Origin of the sequence: Actinomycetospora straminea, assembly GCF_028737255.1 — a bacterium.
GTDB classification, from domain to species: domain Bacteria; phylum Actinomycetota; class Actinomycetes; order Mycobacteriales; family Pseudonocardiaceae; genus Actinomycetospora; species Actinomycetospora straminea.
This window is the reverse complement of the sequence record NZ_JAQZAN010000013.1, coordinates 175006-193639: the sequence shown is the minus strand read 5'-3', so window position 1 is coordinate 193639 and position 18634 is coordinate 175006. Positions and strand designations below refer to the sequence as shown.

17 protein-coding genes are annotated in these 18634 nt (G+C 75.5%); 7 read left to right on the top strand and 10 right to left on the bottom strand.

Going from position 1 to position 18634, the window contains the following annotated elements:
* Window positions 1-465: transposase (locus tag PH190_RS18745; protein WP_274233047.1), on the top strand; the 465-nt coding region annotated here is incomplete at its 5' end.
* A 105-nt stretch (window positions 466-570) separates the two neighbouring features.
* Window positions 571-1614, top strand: coding sequence for an aldo/keto reductase (locus tag PH190_RS18740; protein ID WP_274233046.1), 1044 nt, complete (start codon window positions 571-573; stop codon window positions 1612-1614).
* A gap of 13 nt (window positions 1615-1627) precedes the next feature.
* Here PH190_RS18740 and PH190_RS18735 read toward each other — a convergent pair whose 3' ends face one another.
* Window positions 1628-2209 (bottom strand): TetR/AcrR family transcriptional regulator, encoded by a 582-nt coding sequence (locus PH190_RS18735; protein WP_274233045.1) that lies wholly within the window; start codon window positions 2207-2209, stop codon window positions 1628-1630.
* A gap of 120 nt (window positions 2210-2329) precedes the next feature.
* Between PH190_RS18735 and PH190_RS18730 the strand changes: the two genes are divergently transcribed.
* Window positions 2330-3118: an SDR family NAD(P)-dependent oxidoreductase gene (locus PH190_RS18730; RefSeq protein WP_274233044.1), complete on the top strand. Its 789-nt coding sequence runs from the start codon at window positions 2330-2332 to the stop codon at window positions 3116-3118.
* A 69-nt stretch (window positions 3119-3187) separates the two neighbouring features.
* Here PH190_RS18730 and PH190_RS18725 read toward each other — a convergent pair whose 3' ends face one another.
* Window positions 3188-4297, bottom strand: coding sequence for an SPL family radical SAM protein (locus PH190_RS18725; RefSeq protein WP_274233043.1), 1110 nt, complete (start codon window positions 4295-4297; stop codon window positions 3188-3190).
* A 137-nt stretch (window positions 4298-4434) separates the two neighbouring features.
* Here PH190_RS18725 and PH190_RS18720 point away from each other — a divergent pair, with 137 nt between their 5' ends.
* The gene (locus PH190_RS18720; RefSeq protein ID WP_274233042.1) at window positions 4435-4650 is read left to right on the top strand and encodes a hypothetical protein; all 216 of its coding nucleotides are present in this window, start codon (window positions 4435-4437) and stop codon (window positions 4648-4650) included.
* Here PH190_RS18720 and PH190_RS18715 read toward each other — a convergent pair.
* The 3 genes from PH190_RS18715 to PH190_RS18705 are packed head-to-tail and all read right to left on the bottom strand — an operon-like array spanning window position 4647 to window position 6000.
* Entirely contained in the window at window positions 4647-5156 is a 510-nt protein-coding gene (locus tag PH190_RS18715; protein ID WP_274233041.1) for a methyltransferase, read from the bottom strand. The genes PH190_RS18720 and PH190_RS18715 overlap by 4 nt on opposite strands.
* Window positions 5153-5677 (bottom strand): SRPBCC family protein, encoded by a 525-nt coding sequence (locus PH190_RS18710; RefSeq protein ID WP_274233040.1) that lies wholly within the window; start codon window positions 5675-5677, stop codon window positions 5153-5155. The genes PH190_RS18715 and PH190_RS18710 overlap by 4 nt, the downstream gene beginning before the upstream one ends.
* Entirely contained in the window at window positions 5674-6000 is a 327-nt protein-coding gene (locus tag PH190_RS18705) for an ArsR/SmtB family transcription factor (protein WP_274233039.1), read from the bottom strand. The genes PH190_RS18710 and PH190_RS18705 overlap by 4 nt, the downstream gene beginning before the upstream one ends.
* A 101-nt stretch (window positions 6001-6101) precedes the next feature.
* Here PH190_RS18705 and PH190_RS18700 point away from each other — a divergent pair, with 101 nt between their 5' ends.
* Both PH190_RS18700 and PH190_RS18695 read left to right on the top strand, forming a co-directional pair.
* Window positions 6102-7073 carry a phosphotriesterase family protein gene (locus tag PH190_RS18700; protein ID WP_274233038.1) on the top strand — a complete coding sequence of 324 codons (972 nt, stop codon included), beginning with the start codon at window positions 6102-6104 and terminating at the stop codon, window positions 7071-7073.
* Window positions 7070-8590, top strand: a complete 1521-nt coding sequence (locus PH190_RS18695; protein WP_274233037.1) for a class I adenylate-forming enzyme family protein — start codon at window positions 7070-7072, stop codon at window positions 8588-8590. Before PH190_RS18700 ends, PH190_RS18695 begins: the two co-directional genes overlap by 4 nt.
* Before the next feature lie 59 nt (window positions 8591-8649).
* On the opposite strand, the gene PH190_RS18690 is transcribed toward PH190_RS18695, so the two are convergent.
* The 5 genes from PH190_RS18690 to PH190_RS18670 form a co-directional block, all read right to left on the bottom strand.
* Complete coding sequence (locus PH190_RS18690; protein ID WP_274233036.1) at window positions 8650-10215, bottom strand: DICT sensory domain-containing protein; 1566 nt, start codon at window positions 10213-10215, stop codon at window positions 8650-8652.
* Window positions 10216-10408: 193 nt separating this feature from the next.
* Complete coding sequence (locus tag PH190_RS18685; RefSeq protein ID WP_274233035.1) at window positions 10409-11050, bottom strand: LutC/YkgG family protein; 642 nt, start codon at window positions 11048-11050, stop codon at window positions 10409-10411.
* Window positions 11047-12522 (bottom strand): LutB/LldF family L-lactate oxidation iron-sulfur protein, encoded by a 1476-nt coding sequence (locus PH190_RS18680; RefSeq protein WP_420791673.1) that lies wholly within the window; start codon window positions 12520-12522, stop codon window positions 11047-11049. Before PH190_RS18680 ends, PH190_RS18685 begins: the two co-directional genes overlap by 4 nt.
* Entirely contained in the window at window positions 12519-13292 is a 774-nt protein-coding gene (locus tag PH190_RS18675) for a (Fe-S)-binding protein (RefSeq protein WP_274233034.1), read from the bottom strand. The genes PH190_RS18680 and PH190_RS18675 overlap by 4 nt, the downstream gene beginning before the upstream one ends.
* Before the next feature lie 67 nt (window positions 13293-13359).
* Complete coding sequence (locus tag PH190_RS18670; RefSeq protein ID WP_274233033.1) at window positions 13360-15615, bottom strand: serine/threonine-protein kinase; 2256 nt, start codon at window positions 15613-15615, stop codon at window positions 13360-13362.
* Between the two features lie 352 nt (window positions 15616-15967).
* On the opposite strand from PH190_RS18670, the gene PH190_RS18665 reads away from it, so the two are divergent.
* The gene (locus PH190_RS18665) at window positions 15968-18625 is read left to right on the top strand and encodes a LuxR C-terminal-related transcriptional regulator (protein ID WP_274233032.1); all 2658 of its coding nucleotides are present in this window, start codon (window positions 15968-15970) and stop codon (window positions 18623-18625) included.
* Window positions 18626-18634: the final 9 nt, after the last annotated feature.

Here is an 18634-nt window from a genome sequence, read left to right as displayed (position 1 = left end):
GACACCATCCCCGGGGTCGGGAAACGGGCCGCCGAGACGATCATCGCCGAGATCGGGGTCGACATGACCCGGTTCCCCACCGCCGCGCACCTGGCCTCCTGGGCCGGGGTCGCGCCCGGTAACAACATCACCGGCGGCAAACGCGGCTCGGGCACGACCACCCACGGCGACATCTGGCTGATCGACATCCTCACCCAGAGCGCCTGGTGCGCCGCGCGCACCCGCAACACCTACCTGGCCGCCCAGTTCTGGCGCCTGGCCCGACGCATCGGCAAGAAGAAGGCCGCGATCGCGGTCGCCCACTCCATCCTGGTGATCAGCTGGCACCTGCTGCACGACGACGCCGACTACGACGACCTCGGCGGCGACTACTTCACCCGCCGCAACACCGACCGCCAACGAGACCGCCTGATCAACCAACTCCACAACCTCGGCTACCGCGTCACCCTCGACAAGGCCGCGTAGCCCAAATGCGGTCGATTCTCTTCACAGCAGGGCGGTGGCGAAAGCGGAACGTTCTTCCGTATAGTTCCGGAGGAACGTTCCGTTTCGCTCACCCCGGAGGACGGCATGCAGTACCGCACCCTCGGCCGGACCGGCATCAAGGTCAGCCCCTACGCGCTCGGCGTCCTGCTCCTCGGCTCCGCGCGCGGGAACCCCGACCAGGAGGACTCGATCCGCCTCGTCCACCGCGCCCTCGACGCCGGGATCAACCTCGTCGACACCGCCGACGTCTACGGCGCCGGGGCGTCCGAGGAGGTCCTCGGCAAGGCGCTGATCGGGCGCCGCGACGACGTCGTCGTCTCCACCAAGATGGGCCGCCCGATGGGCGACGACCCGAACCGCCAGGGCGCGTCCCGGCGCTGGATCACCACCGCCGTCGAGGAGTCGCTGCGCCGCCTGCAGACCGACCACATCGACCTCTACCAGGTGCACCGGCCCGACCCCGACACCGACGTCGAGGAGACGCTGTCCGCGCTCACCGATCTCGTGCGCGCCGGCAAGATCCGCGCCTTCGGGTCGTCGACCATGCCCGCGTCGGACATCGTCGAGGCGCAGTGGGTCGCCGAGCGGCGCGGCCTCGAGCGGTTCCGCACCGACCAGCCGCCCTACTCGATCCTCAACCGCGGCATCGAGCGCGAAGTGCTGCCGGTCGCCGCGCGGTACGGCATGGGCACGCTGGTCTGGGGCCCGCTCGCGCAGGGGATGCTCACCGGCCGCGCCCGGCGCGGGCAGCCCACCGACCTGGTCCGCGCCGACCTCTTCCGCGTGTTCCACGACGAGCGCCGCCTCGAGACGATCGAGCAGCTCATCACCCTGGCCGGCGAGGCGGGCCTGCGCCTCACGCACCTCGCCATGGCGTTCGCGATCACGCACCCCGGGGTCAGCACCGCGCTGCTCGGGCCGCGCACCCAGGAGCAGCTCGACGACCTGCTCGCCGGCCTGGACGTCGTGCTGCCCGACGACGTCCTCGACCGGATCGACGAGATCGTCCCGCCGGGCACCGAGGTCGGCCGGCTCGACCAGGACTACCTCCCGCCGGCCCTGACGACGACGTCGCAGCGCCGCCGCCCGGGTGCGCTCCGCGCAGGTGAGCAGAAAGAAGGGCTGTAGCCCTTCTTTCTGCTCACCTGGCCGGAGGCCACACCCCGCCGAGCGCCCGCAGGACGGTCCCGACCAGCAGGCCCGCCCGGGCCGCGAGGTCGTCCCCGTCGAGCATCGGCGAGTCGGCCGGCAGGTCGTTGACCTCGTGGAGCAGCGCCAGGTAGACGCGGCGCCCCCAGGTCGGGTCCGGCGCGGTGATCGCGCCGGCCTCGCGCAGCCGGGCGAAGAGCCGGTCGAGGCCGCCCTGCACCTCCGGGGTCATCGAGGCCGTGAGCTGCACCGCGAACCGGTGGGCGAGCTTCAGCGCGAAGGCGGTCTCGGTCATCCGCAGCATCGCGTCGACCGGCGGCGCCGTGTCCACCCGCGCCTCGGCGAGGCCCTGGACGTAGCGCTGCGCGAGCTGCGCGGCCAGGGCGTCGAGCAGCGCGGCGCGCGAGGAGAACCGGCGGTGGACCGTGGCGCGCGCCAGCCCCGCGGCGTCGGCGATGCGCTCGAGCGGGGCCGTCGGGTCCTCGGCGAGCACGGCCTCGGCCGCCTCCAGGATGCGCGCCGTGCTGCGCTCGGCGTCGGCCCGCACCCGCCGGGGCGCCGCGTCCGCGTCCATCTCACCTCCGCTGTCCGCGACACCGTATCAACTGCGACACCGGTGGCGCATTTCGTGCTCGATGTGCGACGCTGGTGTCGCAGTTCGAGCAGACACACCTCCACGGACAGGGAGTACGACATGGACCTGCAGCTGCGCGGCAAGCGTGTCCTGGTCACCGGCGCGAGCCGCGGGCTGGGCCTCGAGATCGTGCGGGCGTTCCTCGCCGAGGGGAGCTCCGTCGTGGCGACCGCGCGACGCAGCACGCCCGAGATCGAGGCGACCGGGGCGACGTTCCTCCCCGCCGACCTCACGGCCCCCGACGGCCCGCGCCGCGTCGTGGAGGCCGCGCTCGCGGCGGACCCGCGGCTGGACGTGCTGGTCAACAACGCCGGCGGCGGCGAGATGCCGACGGAGCCGGCGGTCGACGTCTTCGACGGCGAGGACGACGTGTGGGCCGCCGCCTTCGCGCTCAACCTCGACGCCGCCCGGCGGACCACCCGCGCCGCCCTGCCCGCCCTCACCGAGGCGCGGGGCGCGGTGGTGACCATCAGCTCGGACAGCGCGCGCCGCGTCGGGCCCGAGCCGCTGCCCTACCGCGTCGCGAAGGCCGCGCTCAACGCGTTCTCCCGCAGCCTCGCCGAGCGGGTCGCGCCGTCCGGGGTCCGCGTCAACACGGTGTCCCCGGCCGGCATCCGCACCCCGCTGCTGACCGGGCCCGACACGTTCGTCGCGCGCATGGCGGCGGACATGGGCCTCGAGCACGAGACGCTGCTCGCGGCCATGCCGCAGCAGAACGGCATGCTCACGGGCGAGCTCATCGAGCCCGCCGAGGTCGCCCGCGTGGTCCTGCTGCTGGCCTCCCCGACCGTGCCGAGCGTCATCGGCGCCGACTGGGCGGTCGACGCCGGCTCGGTCAAGGTCGGCTAGGTGCCTGCGGCAGGTGAGCAGAAAGGAGTGCTCCAGCACTCTTTTCTGCTCACCTGGCCGGAGGCCACCTCACGTCCAGTAGAGGACGCGGGCCGCGGGGAGGCGCTCGGCGAGCTCGTCGGTGACGTGCCGGCGCAGGTCGTCCATGACGTCGTCGGGGTAGACGTGCTTGACCGCCCCGAACTTGCCGCGCTTGGTCCTCCGCTGCTCCGGGTCCATCTCGAGCCGCGTGCGCGGGTACCAGGTCTCGAGCGTCTCCTTGCTGCCCGGCGTGAAGCGGTGGGTGATGCACTCGGCGGTGAGGTCGAGGTCGTGGACGTCCTCGAGCGCCGTCGCCACGCGGCCGAGCAGGTCGCTGTAGGCCGTGCGCCAGTCGCCGACGGGCATGATCGGCGCGATCGTCAGGCCGACCGGCCAGCCCGCGCGGGCCATCGTCGCCAGGGCCTCGATGCGCCGGCCGACCGGGTCGGTGCCGCCCTCGAACCGGCCGACCACCGACTCCGGCCCGAGCGAGAACCGCAGCCGGGTGCGCCCGTGGTGGGGCAGGTCGAGGAGGCCGGCGACGTCGGCGAACTTCGTCGTCGCCCGCAGCTGCACCGGGCCGCCGAAGTCGTGGGTGCCGACGTGGCGGATCGCGGCCGACAGGCTGCCGGTGACGTGCTCGATGCCGAGCGGATCGGTGTAGCAGGACGCCTCGAACGTCGTGCCCTCGTCGGCGCGGGCGGCGTTCGTCGAGGTGATCGTGCCGTGGCCGACGTAGGCGTCGAGGCCGGCGAGGATCTCCTCGAGGTCGCCGAAGACGCGCGTCATCGGCGGCCCGGACAGCGAGCCGGCGAGGTAGCAGTACTGGCAGTGCGCGGGGCAGCCGCGCGCCAGGTCGACGCGCCAGTCGGCGCTCGGCGGGATGGGGTCGAGCTTCCGGGCCGACGCCGGGCTCGTGACCACGGCGAGGGTGGCCTTGGCGCGGGCGTAGGTCTCGCGCTCGGTCTCGCCGCGCACGCCGGTGATGCGGTCGCCGCGCAGCAGCTCGACGTCGTCGACGCCGGCCGCCTCGCAGCGGCGCAGGATCTCGGCGGTGTGCGGGTGCTCCTGGGCGGAGCGGGTGACGAGGACGTGCGCAGGGGTCCAGAGACGGGTCCGGGGCGTGGCCGGCGGCGCTGCCGGGAGAGGTGTCGTCATCGCACCCACGTCAACGCCTCGCACGTTCGGCGGCTTCCGGCGGAGGGGGTGATTCGGCCGATCGCGGGCGGGATACTCGCCGCACACCGGCGTGTCGCCGGTCACACCACGCACCGCCTGCATCTCCGGAGAGCCCCGTGTCCGCACCCTCCACCGGCCCCGACCTGCGCCCCGCGGCGCTCGACGACGCCGCCCTCGACGAGCTCCACCGCCTCGAGCAGCGCCTCGGCACGCCCGTCGTCGCCTACGAGGCCACCAGCCCCTACGCCGACCTCAGCGACGAGCAGCTCGCCGAGATCCAGCGCGCCGAGGCCGCGCTCGGCGTGCGACTGCTCGCCTTCCGCCAGGTCTAGCTCCCCGGAGCCGCGGCGCGGACGTGCAGCAGCCGCACCCCGCGCCGCGTCGGGGTCGTCACCTCCGCGACGAAGCCGGCGGCCTCCACGTGGGCGGTCAGCCGGTCGGCGACGTCCCCGCGCGGCGCCACCCCGCCGTCCGAGCCGTACACGAGGTGCAGCACGCCGCCCGGGCGCAGGGCCGTCGCGAGCACCGCGAGCTCCGGGCGCGCCGGGCCCGTCCAGAAGACGTTGACGTTGACCGCCAGCGCGAGGTCGACCGTCCCGGGCGCGGGCCGGAACGCGGCGAGCGCCGTGGTGTGCACCTCGCCGCGGCCGTCGAGCCGCGCCGCGGTGGCCGCGGTGGCCGTCGCGGAGCGGTCGACGCCGGTGTAGTGCCCGCGCGGCAGCCGGTCGACGAGCAGCGCCGCCGCCACCCCGCGCCCGCAGCCCACCTCGAGCACCCGGGCGTCCGGGGCGGGGTCGACGAGGTCGACCGCGGCCGCGAGGCGCGGCGGGACCCTCACGCGGTCGGGCTCGGGGCGCCGTGGTCCGTCGCGGCGTAGCGCGGCGCGAGCGACTCCCAGGCGGCCAGGAACGCGTCGCCGCAGCAGCCCTCGGCGCGCACGTCCCCGCCGGCGAGGTGCACGTCGAGGTTGTCGAGGTGCACGTGCCAGCCGGCGCCGTACTGCACGACGTCGACGGCGAGGCGCGCGTGCTCGAGCCGCAGGAGGGTGCCCTCGCCGTCGCCGACCAGGGTCAGCGCGACCTCCGACGCCGGCTCGCCGGTGTAGTCCCAGGTCAGGCGCAGGACGTGCGGCGGGTCCCAGGCGACGACGGTGCACGTGGCGGTCTCGTCGCCGTTCATGCGCAGGACGAACCGGCCGCCCGGGCCGGGGGCGCCGGACTCGACGGGCGCGAGCCAGTCGCCCAGGCGGGCGGGGTCGGTGAGCGCTGCCCACACCCGCTCGACGGGGGCGCGCAGGCGGCGCTCGAGGGTGACGGTGCCGGCGGCGCGGTCGACGGTACCCAGCAGGTCGGTGGTCACGGGGTGTCTCCTTCGCTGTCGAGGTGGCGCTCGAGGGCGTCGAGGCGCCCGGTCCAGAAGCGGGTCTGGCGCGCGGCCCACCCGGCGAGGTCGTCGAGCGGGCCGGGCTCGAGGCGGTACACGCGGCGCTGGGCGTCGACCGAGCTGGTGACCACCCCGGCCTCGCGCAGCACCTTGAGGTGCTTGGACGCGGTCGGCTGGCGGATCCCGAAGCGTTCGGCGGCGAGCTCCGAGAGCTCGCCCGCCGTCGCCTCGCCGCGGTCGGCGAGGCGCTCGACCATCGAGCGCCGCACCGGGTCGGCCACCGCCTGGAACACGTCCACGCGCCATACTTTGCCACACAGCTATATAGCTGTCGAGCGAATCAAGGAGCGGTGACTAGAGTGCTTCGGGTCACAACGGCGCGATGAGGCGGGGGTGCGGCATGCCCACGGTGGAGACGGTGCGGGGGCCGGTGGAGGTCGGCGACCTGGGCACGACGTTGATGCACGAGCACGTGTTCGTGCTGACGCCGGACATGATGCAGAACTACGGCGACCAGTACTGGGACGAGGAGGTCCGGGTCGCCGACGCGGTCGAGAAGCTCCGCCGCCTGCGCGAGCTCGGCGTCACGACGATCGTCGACCCCACCGTGGTCGGGCTCGGCCGCTACATCCCGCGCATCGCCCGGATCAACGCCGAGGTCGACCTCAACATCGTCGTCGCCACCGGGCTCTACACCTTCGACGAGGTCCCGCACTTCCTGCACTACCGCGGCCCGGGCACCGTGCTGGGCGGCGACGAGCTCATGACCGACCTCTTCCTGCGCGACATCCGCGAGGGCATCGGCGGCACGGGCATCAAGGCCGCGTTCCTCAAGGGCGTGGTCGAGGAGCGCGGCCTGACGCCCGACCAGACCCGCATCCAGCACGCGATCGCGGCCACGCACGTCGAGACCGGCGTGCCGATCACCGTGCACACCAACGCCGCGCACCAGACCGGGCGGCTCGCGCTCGACCTCTACGAGAAGGCGGGCGTCGACCTCACCAAGGTCGTCATCGGGCACGCGGGCGACAGCAACGACCTCGACTACCTGCGCGAGATCGCCGACCGCGGGGCGATCATCGGCGCCGACCGCTTCGGCATCGACGTCTTCAACCCCACCGACCAGCGGGTCGCCACCATCGCCGCACTGTGCGCGCAGGGCTACGCCGAGAAGATCGTGCTCGCCCACGACGCGTCCTGCTACATCGACTTCTTCTCCGGGGAGAGCCAGGCGGTCAAGGAGCAGATGCTGCCCAACTGGCACTACGAGCACATCCACCGCGACGTCCTGCCGGCGCTGCGCGAGCAGGGCGTCACCGACGAGCAGATCACCACGATGCTCGTCGACAACCCGCGGCGGTACTTCTCGTGAGCCCGACCCCCCTCGACCGCGGGCCCGACCCGTTCGACACCTCCGGGATCACCCGCGGCCGGGACGGCATCGCCCGCTACGACCACCTCGCGCCGTCGGTCGTGGCCATGGTGCGGGCGTCGGTGGAGCGCCACCCGGACGTCGAGGCGGTCGTCGAGGTCGGCGGCGAGCGGGTCACGTACGCCGAGGTGTGGGAGCGGGCAGCGCGGGTCGCGGGCGGCCTGGTCGGCGAGGGGGTCGGGCGCGGGGACCGGGTCGCCTCGCTGCTGCCCGCCGGGCTGGACTGGGTGGTCGGGTTCCTCGGGACCCTGCTCGCCGGGGCCGTCGCGGTGCCGGTGAACACGCGGTTCGCGGAGCCGGAGGTCCGGTACGTCCTCGAGGACAGCGGGGCGGCCGTCGTGCTGCGCCCGGGCGAGGCCCTGCCGTCGGGACACCCGGAGGCCCTCGACGACCTCGTCCCCGGCGACCTCGCCGCGATCTTCTACACGAGCGGCACCACCGGTCGCCCCAAGGGCGCGCGGACCACCCACGGCAACTTCCTGTCCAACGTCGAGACCGCGATCCGCGTGATCGGCATCGACCGCGCCGAGGGGCCGGGGCTGCGCAACCTCGTCTCGGTGCCGCTGTTCCACGTCACCGGCTGCAACTCCCAGCTGCTCGTCCAGCTCGGGCTGGGCGGGACGACGGTCGTGCTGCCGGTGTTCGAGGGCGGCGCGTTCGTGCGGACGATCACCGAGGAGCGCATCGACACGCTCGTCAGCGTCCCGGCGATCTACGGCCTGACGCTGGCGCGCGGCGACCTCGACGCCGACCTGTCGCACGTCCGGCGCCTGACCTACGGTGGCGCGCCGATGGCGCCGGCGCTGGTCCGCCGGCTGATGGAGCGGCTCCCGCAGGCGCGCCTGGGCAACGGGTTCGGGCTCACCGAGACGGCGTCGATCTCGACGTTCCTGCCCCACGAGTACACGGCGGACAACGTGGACGCGGTGGGGTTCGCGGCGCCGGTCGTCGACCTCGCGCTCGCCGACGTCGACGACGCCGGGGTGGGCGAGCTGCTGATCCGCGGGCCGAACGTCGTCGACGGCTACTGGCAGGCGCTCGAGGCGACGGCGCGCACGTTCGTCGACGGCTGGCTGCACAGCGGCGACCTCGCGCGCGTCGACGACGGGATCGTGCGGATCGTCGACCGCGCCAAGGACGTCATCAACCGTGGCGGGGAGAACGTGTACTCGGTGGAGGTCGAGAACGCGCTGGCCGGCGCGCCGGGGGTCGCCGACGCGGCCGTGGTCGGGGTGCCGGACGAGATCATGGGCGAGAAGGTCGGCGCGGTGCTGGTCGGGGGCGACATCGACGTCGGCGCCGTCCTGGACTACCTCGACACCCAGATCGCCGACTACAAGGTGCCGCAGTACGTCGTCGTCTCGTCCGACCCGCTGCCGCGCAACCCGGGCGGCAAGCTGCTCAAGCGGACCCTGCGCGACGCCACCGTCTGGGGCTCGCCGGTCCGGGGCCGCTGATCCCCTCGTGAGCACTTTCCCCGGCTATAGCCGCAGAAAGTGCTCACCTACGGGGTCGCTCACGCGCGGGGGTGGGGCACCTCGGCGGCGGCGACGCCGTGCGAGCCGGGGAGCAGGTCGTCGGGGTGCTGCCCGTCGGGGCCGAACCAGGGGTGGCCGGCCGCGGCGGTCGCGAGGGGGCGGGTCGCGGGAGCCTGCGCGGAGGGCTCCTGCTGGTCCGGCTCGTGCCGTCCCGGCTCGGGCAGGACGCGGCCGGCACGGGTGGAGACGACCGCGATCCGCTCGCCGGCCACCGTCCGGCCCGCGTCGACCGCGCCCGTCGCGTCCGCGGGCAGGGGGGTCAGGGCGACGCGGAGGTCCTCGACGGGCAGCGGGCGCGCGTGCGTGACGATCGTGGCGACGGTCGCGGTCAGCGGGATGTGCGGGTAGCCGTCGGAGGCGAGCTCGAGCTGCTCGGCGACCTCGTCGCCCAGCCCCGCGAGGTGGCGCGGCGAGGCGCCGGGGACGACGACGAGGAACTCCCGGCGCGAGAGGCGGACCGCCGCGTCGACCGGCCCGAGCGGCTGGCCCAGCGCGGCCGCGACCTTGCGCGCGGCGTGGTACTCGGCGCGCGGGTCCTCGAACGCCTCGTCCAGCCCCGCGACGTCGACCAGCGCCAGCCCGACGGGCAGCTCCGTCGACCCGCCGGGCGCCGACCAGCGCTCGAGGAAGTCCGGCGTCGGCAGCCCGCTCGAGGAGTCGACGTCCGCGGAGCGGTGCGCGTCGGCCGCGCGGTGGGCGTCGGCGAGCTGCTCGCGCAGGGCGCGGCTCCCGGCCTGCGCGGTCTGCATCCGCGTGATCATGTGCGCGAGCGACGCCGTCGCCCACGCCTCGCCCGGCGTGCCGCCGCTGCCGGCGACCTCCCCGCCGCTGGCCATGACCTCGCCGAGCAGGGTGTCGATGCTGCGCAGCAGCGGGTCGGGCAGCCGGGTGCCCAGCGCCAGGCGCAGCCGCGCGAGCTCCGCGCCGGCCTGGGCGTGGGCGTAGCCCCAACGCCCGCTGAAGCGACGCCCGGCCTCGGTGCCGTGCTCGTGGGCGTCGTAGGCGTGCTGGTCGGTGGCGACGAGGAACGCGCCGGCCCGCGGTCCGACGGCGACGACCGTCCACTCGTCGGCGAGCTTCTCTCCCGCGTCGAGGAGCACGGTGTGCACCCCGCGCGGTGGGCGGTGCTCCTCGCCGCGCACGAACCCGACGACGACCTCGGCGCCGGCCTCGGCGAGGCGCTCGTAGACGACCCGCTCGCGCTCGAAGAACTCGAGGCGCTGGAAGAGGGCGAGCACCACCGTCGGCGGCGTCCCGTCCGCCGTGCTCGGGATCGGGCAGGACACCACGGCCTTCTCGATCGCGTGCGAGACCGCGACGAGCAGGCGCTTGGGCACCGGCGTCGGGCGTCCGCCCGCGGCGTGCTCCCACGTGCGGCGGGGCTCGCCGTCGAGGCGGGAGCGGGTGGCGCGGGCGGTGGCCTCGGCGACGGCCTGGGACAGCGGGCCCGCGACCCCGGCGGTCCCGCCGGCGGGGACCGGGGGGACGGGCGGGACGGTGGGCACGACAGCGAGGGGTGCACTGCCGTTCGGGTGAGAGGTCACCGGGGACTCCTGGCGTCCGGGATCGGAGCGGGTGGCCCCGCTCGTTCCCCGTCCCCGCGCCGCTCACCCCGTCCGGCGGATCCGAGCGACGACCGGCCGCCCCCGCGCGACGACGAGATCCCCGTCACCCGATCGGCCCGCCACTGTCCGTGTCAGGGCCGGTCACCTCTCGTGAGCAGCCTCGGTCAGCTTCTCACCGAGGGCCGACCAGCACCACGTCGAGGCGGCGGGGGCCGTGGACGCCCTCGACGCGGTCGAGCTCGATGTCGCTGGTGGCCGAGGGCCCGGAGACGAAGGTCAGCGGCCCGTCCGGGTCCAGCCGCGCCAGGGCCTCGGGCACCGACGACACCACGGCGTCGGCGCGCAGCACGCACACGTGGTGGTCGGGGACGAGGGTGATCGCCCGCCGGCCCTGGTCCGGCGCCCGCGCGTCGAGCACGAACGTCCCCGTGTCGGCGATCGCCACGGCCGCGCCGGTGACCACGGCGTCCACGCGGTCGAGCTCGGCGACCGGGAGCGGCGGGGCGTCGGGCCGCACGCGGGCGGTGACCTCGGCGAGCCAGCGCGCCGGGAGCCCGGGCGGGGCGACGAACGTCGTCGCGCCGGCGTCCTCGAGCACCCGCGCGATCACCGCCGAGACGCCGTCCTCGTCGGCGACGCGGTGCACCGTCGCGCGGTAGTCGGTCAGCGTCTCGTCGAGCCGCGCGACCGCCGCCGCGCTGCCCGGCGGGTGCGAGCCGGTCCGCCGGTACTCCCGGGGCACGTCGGGCGACGTCGCGCCGCCCGCGTCCCGCGCGGCCCGCAGCCGGGCCAGGACCTCCTCGCGGGCGCTCACGAGCCGCCCCGGGTGCGCGCCCACCACTCCCGGAACGTCTCCGCCGGTGGCGGGGGCATGTCCCGCGCCCCGAACCACGCCGCCGCGCCCGGCCCCGGCACCGAGCGGATCCGCCCCGAGCGCCCGAGCAGCCGCCCCAGCTTCACCACCCGCTCGGCCAGCGAGAACCGCCCCGGCGTGGCCATCGCCGCCGCGGCGGCGCGCATCGCCACGTCCTGCGCCGTCGGGCGGGTGTGGGCGTCGATCGCCGCCGCGCGCTGCTGCACCAGCAGGTGCGGGATGTCGATGCGCACCGGGCACGCGTCGAAGCACGCCCCGCACAGCGACGACGCGTAGGGCAGCGAGGCGTTGACGTCGTCGGGACCCGAGATGCCCGTGAGCTGCGGCGACAGCACCGCCCCGATCGGCCCCGGGTAGATCGACCCGTAGGCGTGCCCGCCCGCGCGCTCGTAGACCGGGCACACGTTGAGGCACGCCGAGCACCGGATGCAGTGCAGCGCCTGCCGCCCGTCCGGCGAGGCCAGGACATTCGAGCGGCCGTTGTCGAGCAGCACCAGGTGGAACGTCTGCGGACCGTCGCCGGGCGTCACCCCGCTCCACGTCGACGTGTACGGGTTCATCCGCTCGCCGGTCGAGCTGCGCGGCAGCAGCTGCAGGAACACCTCGAGGTCCGACCACGTCGGCACGATCTTCTCGACGCCCATGACCGTGATCAGGGTGTCGGGCAGCGTCAGGCACATCCGCCCGTTGCCCTCGGACTCGACCACCGAGATCGTCCCGCTGTCGGCCACGGCGAAGTTGACCCCGGAGATCCCGACCGTCGCCGACAGGAACTTCCGGCGCAGGTGCGCGCGGGCCGCCATCGCGAGCTTGCGCGGCTCGTCGGTGAGGTCCGGGTCCACGTCGGGCATCTCGCGCAGGAAGATGTCGCGGATCTCCGAGCGGTTGCGGTGGATCGCGGGGACGAGGAAGTGCGACGGCCGGTCGTCCGAGAGCTGGACGATGAGCTCGGCGAGGTCGGTCTCCAGCGCCGCGATCCCGGCCTCGCCCAGGGCCTCGTTGAGCCCGGTCTCCTGGGTCGCCATCGACTTGACCTTGACGACCTCGTCGGCGCCGGTCTGCCGCACCAGGTCGACGACGATCCGGTTGGCCTCCTGCGCGTCGCGCGCCCAGTGCACCACCCCGCCGCGCGCGGTCACCGACGCCTCGAGCTGCTCGAGCAGCTCGGGCAGCCGGGCCATGACGTCGGCCTTGAGGCACTCGCCGGCGCGGCGCAGCTCCTCCCAGTCGTCGACCTCCCCGACGACCGCGGCCCGCTTCGCGCGGATGGTGCGCGTGGCGTGCCCGAGGTTCTGGCGCAGCTGGGTGTCGGCGAGCGCGCGGTGCGCGGCGACGGGGAAGGTCTCGGTGCCGCGCAGGTGGCCGTGCGGGTCCGACGCGACGGTCGGCATGCCCAGGTCGGTGGTGGTCATCGCGCCTCGCTCATGATCGCGTCGGGCACCCGGGGCGCGTCCTCGGTCGAGGCCAGGATCTCCGCGAGGTGCACCGTGCGCACCCCCGAGCGCAGCCGCGAGAGCCCGCCCCCGATGTGCATGAGGCACGACGTGTCCCCCGCCGTGCAGACCTCGGCGTGCGTGGAGAGCACGTTCGCCATCTTGTCCGCGAGCATCGCCGTCGAGGTCTCGGCGTTCTTCACCGCGAACGTGCCGCCGAAGCCGCAGCAGACCTCGGCGTCGGGCAGCTCGGTCAGCGTCAGCCCCCGGACCGCGCGCAGCAGCCGCAGCGGCTTGTCGCCGACGCGCAGCATCCGCAGGGAGTGACACGTCGGGTGGTAGGTGACGCGGTGCGGGTAGTAGGCGCCGACGTCGGTGACGCCCAGGACGTCGACGAGCAGCTCGGAGAGCTCGTAGGTCCGGCCGGCCAGGTCCTCGGCCGCGCGGGCCAGCCCCTCGTCGCCGCCGCGCCGGGCGACCATCGCGTGCTGGTGGCGCACGCAGCCGACGCACGACCCGGACGGCGCGACGACGACGTCGGCGGCGCCGGTGAAGACGTCGACGTGGTGGCGCACGAGCGGCAGCGCCATGTCGAGGTAGCCGGTGTTGACGTGCGCCTGCCCGCAGCACGTCTGCTCGGCGGGGAAGACGACCTCGTGCCCGAGGCGCTCGAGCAGCTCGACGGTCGCCCGCGGCGCCTGCGGGAACATCGCGTCGCCGAGGCAGGTGGCGACGAGGGCGATCCGCAACGGACTCCTCGCGATCGTGGTGGTGGTGTGCCCCGAGTGTCTCCCGGGTCGAGCCGTCGCCGCAGGATCAGCGGGCGGGGAAGTCGAGCTGCCAGAACTCCGCGCGGCTGGTGACGTAGGCGCGGGTGCCGTCACGGGAGGCGGCGACGCCGAAGGGCAGCTGGCCGACGGGGACCGTGCCGATGACGTCGTCCCGGCTGTTGATCACGGTCACGGTCGAGCCGGGGGCGGCGTCGCCCCCGTAGTTGGTGACCAGCACGTTGCGGCCGTCGCCCGTGACCGCGACGCCGATGGGTCCGCCGACGCCCTCGGTGATCGTGGCGGTCACGGTGTCGGTGGACGTGTCGACGACGCTGACCGAGCCCTGCGGCGCCTGCTGCGTGCCCTGGCTGGCGACGTAGGCGTAGCGCCCGTCGGGGCGGACGGCGATGCTGCGCGGGGTGTCGCCGACCGGGATCGTGGCGGTCACGGCGTTGGTCGCGGTGTCGACGACCGAGACGGTGTTGCCGACGCCGGTGAGCACCCCCTCGTTGGCGACGTAGAGCTTGCGCCCGTCCGGAGTGATCGCGAGGCCGCTGGGGCCCTGGCCGACCGGCACGCTCGCGATCACCGACGAGGTCGCGAGGTCGACCACCGACACGGTGCTGCCGGGCGCGGCGTTCGTCCCCTCGTTCGCGACGTAGACGCGCCGCCCGTCGGGGCTCAGCGCCAGGCCCGAGGGCGCCGCCGTGCCGAGCTCGATCTGCGCCGACACGCTGCCCGCCGCCGTGTCGATGATCGCCAGCGCGCTCCCGGGTGCGGCGTCCGAGCCCCGCTCGGTGACGAAGAGCCGCGTGCCGTCGCCGCTGACGGCGAGGTCGCCGGGGAAGGTGCTGACCGGGACCGTGCCGGTGAGCCGGTTGGTCGCGGTGTCGACGACCGCGACCGAGGGCGAGGGCGTCGGGTCGCCGGCCTGGCCGCTGACGAACGCCCGGCGCCCGTCGGCGCTCAGCTCGACCCAGCGCGGGCTCTGCAGCGGCGGGGCCACGGCCTGCGCCGTGGGGACCGAGCCCGGGGACAGGACGTCGTAGACCTGGTCCGCGACGACCACGCTCCCGGCGATGATCACCAGCGCCGCGAGCCCGACGGCGAGCCACCGCCACGGGCGGCGCTTCGCCGGCGCCCCCAGTGCGGGCGGGGGCGGGCGCCCGCCGGGGGTCGTGGCCCCGACGCCCGTGGGGTCGGGCGCCCGTGACGGGGCCGGGGCGGGCGCCGCCGACGCCGCCGCCGCGCCCGACCCCGACACCGACGCCGACCCCGACGCCGACGAGGGCGCCGTCACCGGACCCGTGACGGTGCCCGTGCGCGCCCCGTCCACGGCGGGCCACCCGGAGCTCGGGGGTCCGTGACGCGTCGGTGCGGCCGGCCGTGCGGGCGGCGGGCTCGGCGGCGGGCCGGTGCGCCCCGCGCCGAGCGCCGACGTGGCCCCGACCGGCGCGGAACCCGGGCCGGGCCGCCCCGCCGCGACCGCGGCGTCGGCGAGCGCGCCGGGCGTCGGGTAGCGGTGGGCGGGGTCCTTCGCCATGCCGGTGGCGACGACGCGGTCGAAGACCGCGAGGTCCGCCCGGGACCACGACGGCGCGGGCACCGGCTGGTGCACGTGCTGGCCCATGTGCGCCACCGGGTCGGGCCCGGCGTAGGGACGGTGCCCGGTGAGCAGCTCGAAGAACAGGCAGGCCAGCGCGTAGACGTCGCTGCGGAACGTCGCCGTCTCGCCGCTGAACAGCTCCGGCGCCATGTAGGCGGTGGTGCCCAGCACGGTGCCACTGGTCGTCAGGTGCGACGAGCCCGCCCCGGCGATGCGCGCGATGCCGAAGTCGACGAGGAAGCAGAAGTCGCCGGCGCGTTGCCCGGTGAGAAGCACGTTCGACGGCTTGACGTCGCGGTGCACGAGGCCGGCGTCGTGCGCCGCGTCCAGGGCCTCCGCGATCTGCCCGACGATGTCGACGGCGCGCGCGGGCGGCAGCCCCGTCGGGTGGGCGCGCACCACGGCCGCGAGGTCGCCGCCGTCGACCAGCCGCATGTCGACGAAGAGGCGGCCGTCGATCTCGCCGAAGTCGTGGATCGGGATGACGTGCAGCGAGGACAGCCGCGCGGTCACCCGGGCCTCCTGCTGGAAGCGCGCCCGGAACTGCGGGTCGGTCGCGACCGCACCGCCGAGGAGCTTCAGCGCGACCGGGCGCTCACGCCGCGTGTCGAACGCCTCCCACACCTCACCCATCGCGCCGCGTCCGACCAGACGCCTCAGCTCGTACGGGCCGAACACCTCGCCCTCGGCGGCCACCTGATCACACCCCTGTCCCGGCCGGCGCCCCCCGGGCGACCCGCGCCGTAGGTTAACGCCGTCCCCCGCGGCACGGAGCCGTTCCGTACCGACCGTCGCCGAGCGGGCCGAGGGCGGACGATGCCGCCGTCCGGGTGGCACCGGGGCACCCGGCTGCCCGAGCGCCGCGCGACCACCCCACCGCCGGCACCGGCCCCGTCGCCGGACGATCCCGCTGGTCACGGGCCCGGACGGGGGGACACGACCGGGTGCCCCGGTCGATCCCACTCCTTGTCCTCCGCGTACGGTCCGTGAACCATACGGGGAGCACACGAGCGCGGGTGGGAGCGCGGAGCCGAGGGGGTTCGGACGCATGCCGGAGGTCTGGCCGCTGGTCGGGCGCTCCGAGACGCTGTCCTCGATCGTCCACCTCGCCCGGACCCGGCAGTGCGCCGGCGTCCTGCTCGTGGGCCCGCCCGGGGTCGGACGCACCCGACTGGCCCGGGCGACCCTGGCCGCGATCGTGACCACGGAGGGTTCCAGCGTCTCGCCCGTCTGGGTGATGGCGAGCCGGTCGACCCAGGACATCCCGCTCGGCGCGATGAGCCACCTGCTGCCACGGACGGGGACCGTGCCGGACGGCGAGGCGCTGACCGGCCACCTGCTGCACGAGGCGCGGCGGGCCCTGCGCCCCGAGCCGGGCACCCAGCTCGTCCTCGCCGTCGACGACGCGCACGTCCTCGACACGACCTCGGCGGTGCTGCTCCAGCAGCTCGCCGTGTCCGGTGACGCCTTCCTCGTCGTCACTGCGCCGACCGGGCTCAGCGTCCCGGACCCGATCTTCGCGCTGTGGAAGGAAGGGCTGGTCGAGCGCCTCGACATCGGTGAGTTCGACCGCGCCCAGAGCGACCAGCTGGTGGCCCGGGCGCTCGGCGGGCACGTGGACGGCGCGGCCCTGCAGCGGCTGTGGCGCTACGCGCTGGGCAACGCGCTCTTCCTGCGCGAGCTCGTCGACGGCGCGCGCGAGAACGGGACCCTGCGCCAGCACGGGGCGGTGTGGCGCTGGGAAGGACCGTTCGCGCCGTCGTCGCGGCTGGTCGAGATGGTCGAGGCGCGCATGGGCTCGCTCGCCGCCCCGGAGCGCGACCTCCTGCGGCTGCTGGCGTTCGGGCAGCCGCTGGGCAGCGAGGTCGCGGCCGAGCTCGTCTCGCCGTCGGTGCTCGCGACGCTGGAGCGCCGGGGGCTGGTGGAGTCGGTGCGCGAGGGGCGGCGGGTCAACGTCCGCCTCAAGCACCCGCTCTACGCCGAGATCCTCCGCCAGCAGGCCACCCCGCTGCAGGAGCGGCAGGCCTACCATCGCCTCGCGCAGGCGATGGAGGCGCACGGCACCCGCCGCGGCGAGGACCGCAGCCGGCTGCTGGGGTTCCGGGTCGGCCAGGGCGAGGAGGCCGACGCGCACGAGCTGCTCGCCGCCGCCCGCGACGCGGCGGCCGCCGACGCCGCGCTCGCCGACCAGCTGCTGCGCGCCGCCGCGGACTCCGGCGGCACCGTCGAGGTGCGCCTCCAGCTCGCCCGCGCCCTCGTCGCCGCCGACCGCTTCAGCGAGGCCGAGGCGGTGCTCGCCGAGGTGGCGTCGCGCCCGGAGGCGGCGTCGGCCCCGGCGTCCGAGCTCGTCGCGTCCGCCCTCGTGCGGGTGCCGAACGCCGCCTGGGGCCTGCACGACGTCGTCGGGGCACGCGACGTCCTGCGGGCGCTGGAGCAGACGATCCCCGCGGGCGAGGCGCCGGCCGGCGTGACGTGGCTGCGGGCGGTCTCGTCGCTGCTCGAGGGCCGGCCCCGCGCCGCGCTCGACCGCCTCGAGCCGCTGCTCGCCCCCGACGCCGCCGATCCCGAACCCCCCGAGGTCCGCGTCGCCGCGCTCTCGGTCGCCGCCTTCGCCGCCGCCCGCGCGGGCCTGCTGGGCCGCGCCCGGGAGCTCGTCGCGCGCGGCCTGCCGAGGATCGAGCGCGACGGCGACCCGAACGGCGGCTGGCTGCGGTTCCAGCTCCTCGCCGCCTCCTGGTACGCCCACCTGCAGGCCGGCGACCTGGACCGCGCCGACGAGCTCGCCCGCGACGGGTACGCCGAGGCGCTGGCCCAGGGCCTGCGCACGCCGGTGGCCCTCTACGCCACGTGGCAGGGGATCGTCGCGGGTCGCCGCGGCCGGGTCGCGACCGCGGTGCGCTGGCTGCGGGAGGCGTCGGCCGCGGTGTCCGCGTCGCGCTTCTGCTTCGCGGTCCCGCTGGCCGCCGAGCTGTCGATCGCCCTCGCCGCGTCCGGCGAGCTCGCCGAGGCCCGCACCGTGCTCGACGCCGCCGACGACGTCCCCGGGGGCGGCCTGCTCGCGGGCTGGCAGAACGCCGCCCGCGTGTGGCTCCTGGGCGTCGAGGGCCGGGTGTCGGCCGCGACCGAGGCCGCGATCGCCGCCGTCACCGCGCCCGACGACCCCGGGCACCGGCTGCAGACCCTGCACGCCGTCATCCGCCTGCGGGCCACCGGCGTGGTGGCCGACGAGCTGGAGGTCCTCGCCGCCGACCTCGACGGCGAGCTGCCGGCGGTGATGGTCGCCCACTCCCGGGCCCTGAGCGCGCGCGACGGCGCCACCCTCGACGAGGTCGCCGCCCGCTTCGAGGCGCTCGGGGCGCTCCTGCTCGCCGCCGAGGTGGCCGCCCAGGCGTCCGCGGTGCACCGCGCGGACGGCAGCACCGTGCCCGCGCGGGCGTCGGCAGCCCGCTCCCGCGCGTGGGCCCAGGAGTGCGAGGACGCGCGGACCCCGGCCCTCGGGCTCCTCGAGGCCTCGACGGAGCTGACGCGCCGCGAGCTGGAGATCGCCTCGCTGGCCGCCACCGGCCTGACCAGCAAGGCGATCGCCGAGCAGCTCGTCGTCTCGGTGCGCACCGTGGACAACGTGCTCCGGGCGGTCTACGCGAAGCTGGGCGTGTCCGGGCGCGGGGAGCTCTCGCAGGTCGCCGGCCTGCACGTCGCCCGCTGACCCCGGGCG

Bases quoted from the DNA above. Each gene is read 5' to 3' on its own strand.
- PH190_RS18680 (WP_420791673.1), bottom strand. From the start codon at position 12,522: ATGACCACCACCGACCTGGGCATGCCGACCGTCGCGTCGGACCCGCAC.
- PH190_RS18725 (WP_274233043.1), bottom strand. From the start codon at position 4,297: ATGACGACACCTCTCCCGGCAGCGCCGCCGGCCACGCCCCGGACCCGT.
- PH190_RS18700 (WP_274233038.1), top strand. From the start codon at position 6,102: ATGCCCACGGTGGAGACGGTGCGGGGGCCGGTGGAGGTCGGCGACCTG.
- PH190_RS18665 (WP_274233032.1), top strand. From the start codon at position 15,968: ATGCCGGAGGTCTGGCCGCTGGTCGGGCGCTCCGAGACGCTGTCCTCG.
- PH190_RS18730 (WP_274233044.1), top strand. From the start codon at position 2,330: ATGGACCTGCAGCTGCGCGGCAAGCGTGTCCTGGTCACCGGCGCGAGC.
- PH190_RS18740 (WP_274233046.1), top strand. From the start codon at position 571: ATGCAGTACCGCACCCTCGGCCGGACCGGCATCAAGGTCAGCCCCTAC.
- PH190_RS18735 (WP_274233045.1), bottom strand. From the start codon at position 2,209: ATGGACGCGGACGCGGCGCCCCGGCGGGTGCGGGCCGACGCCGAGCGC.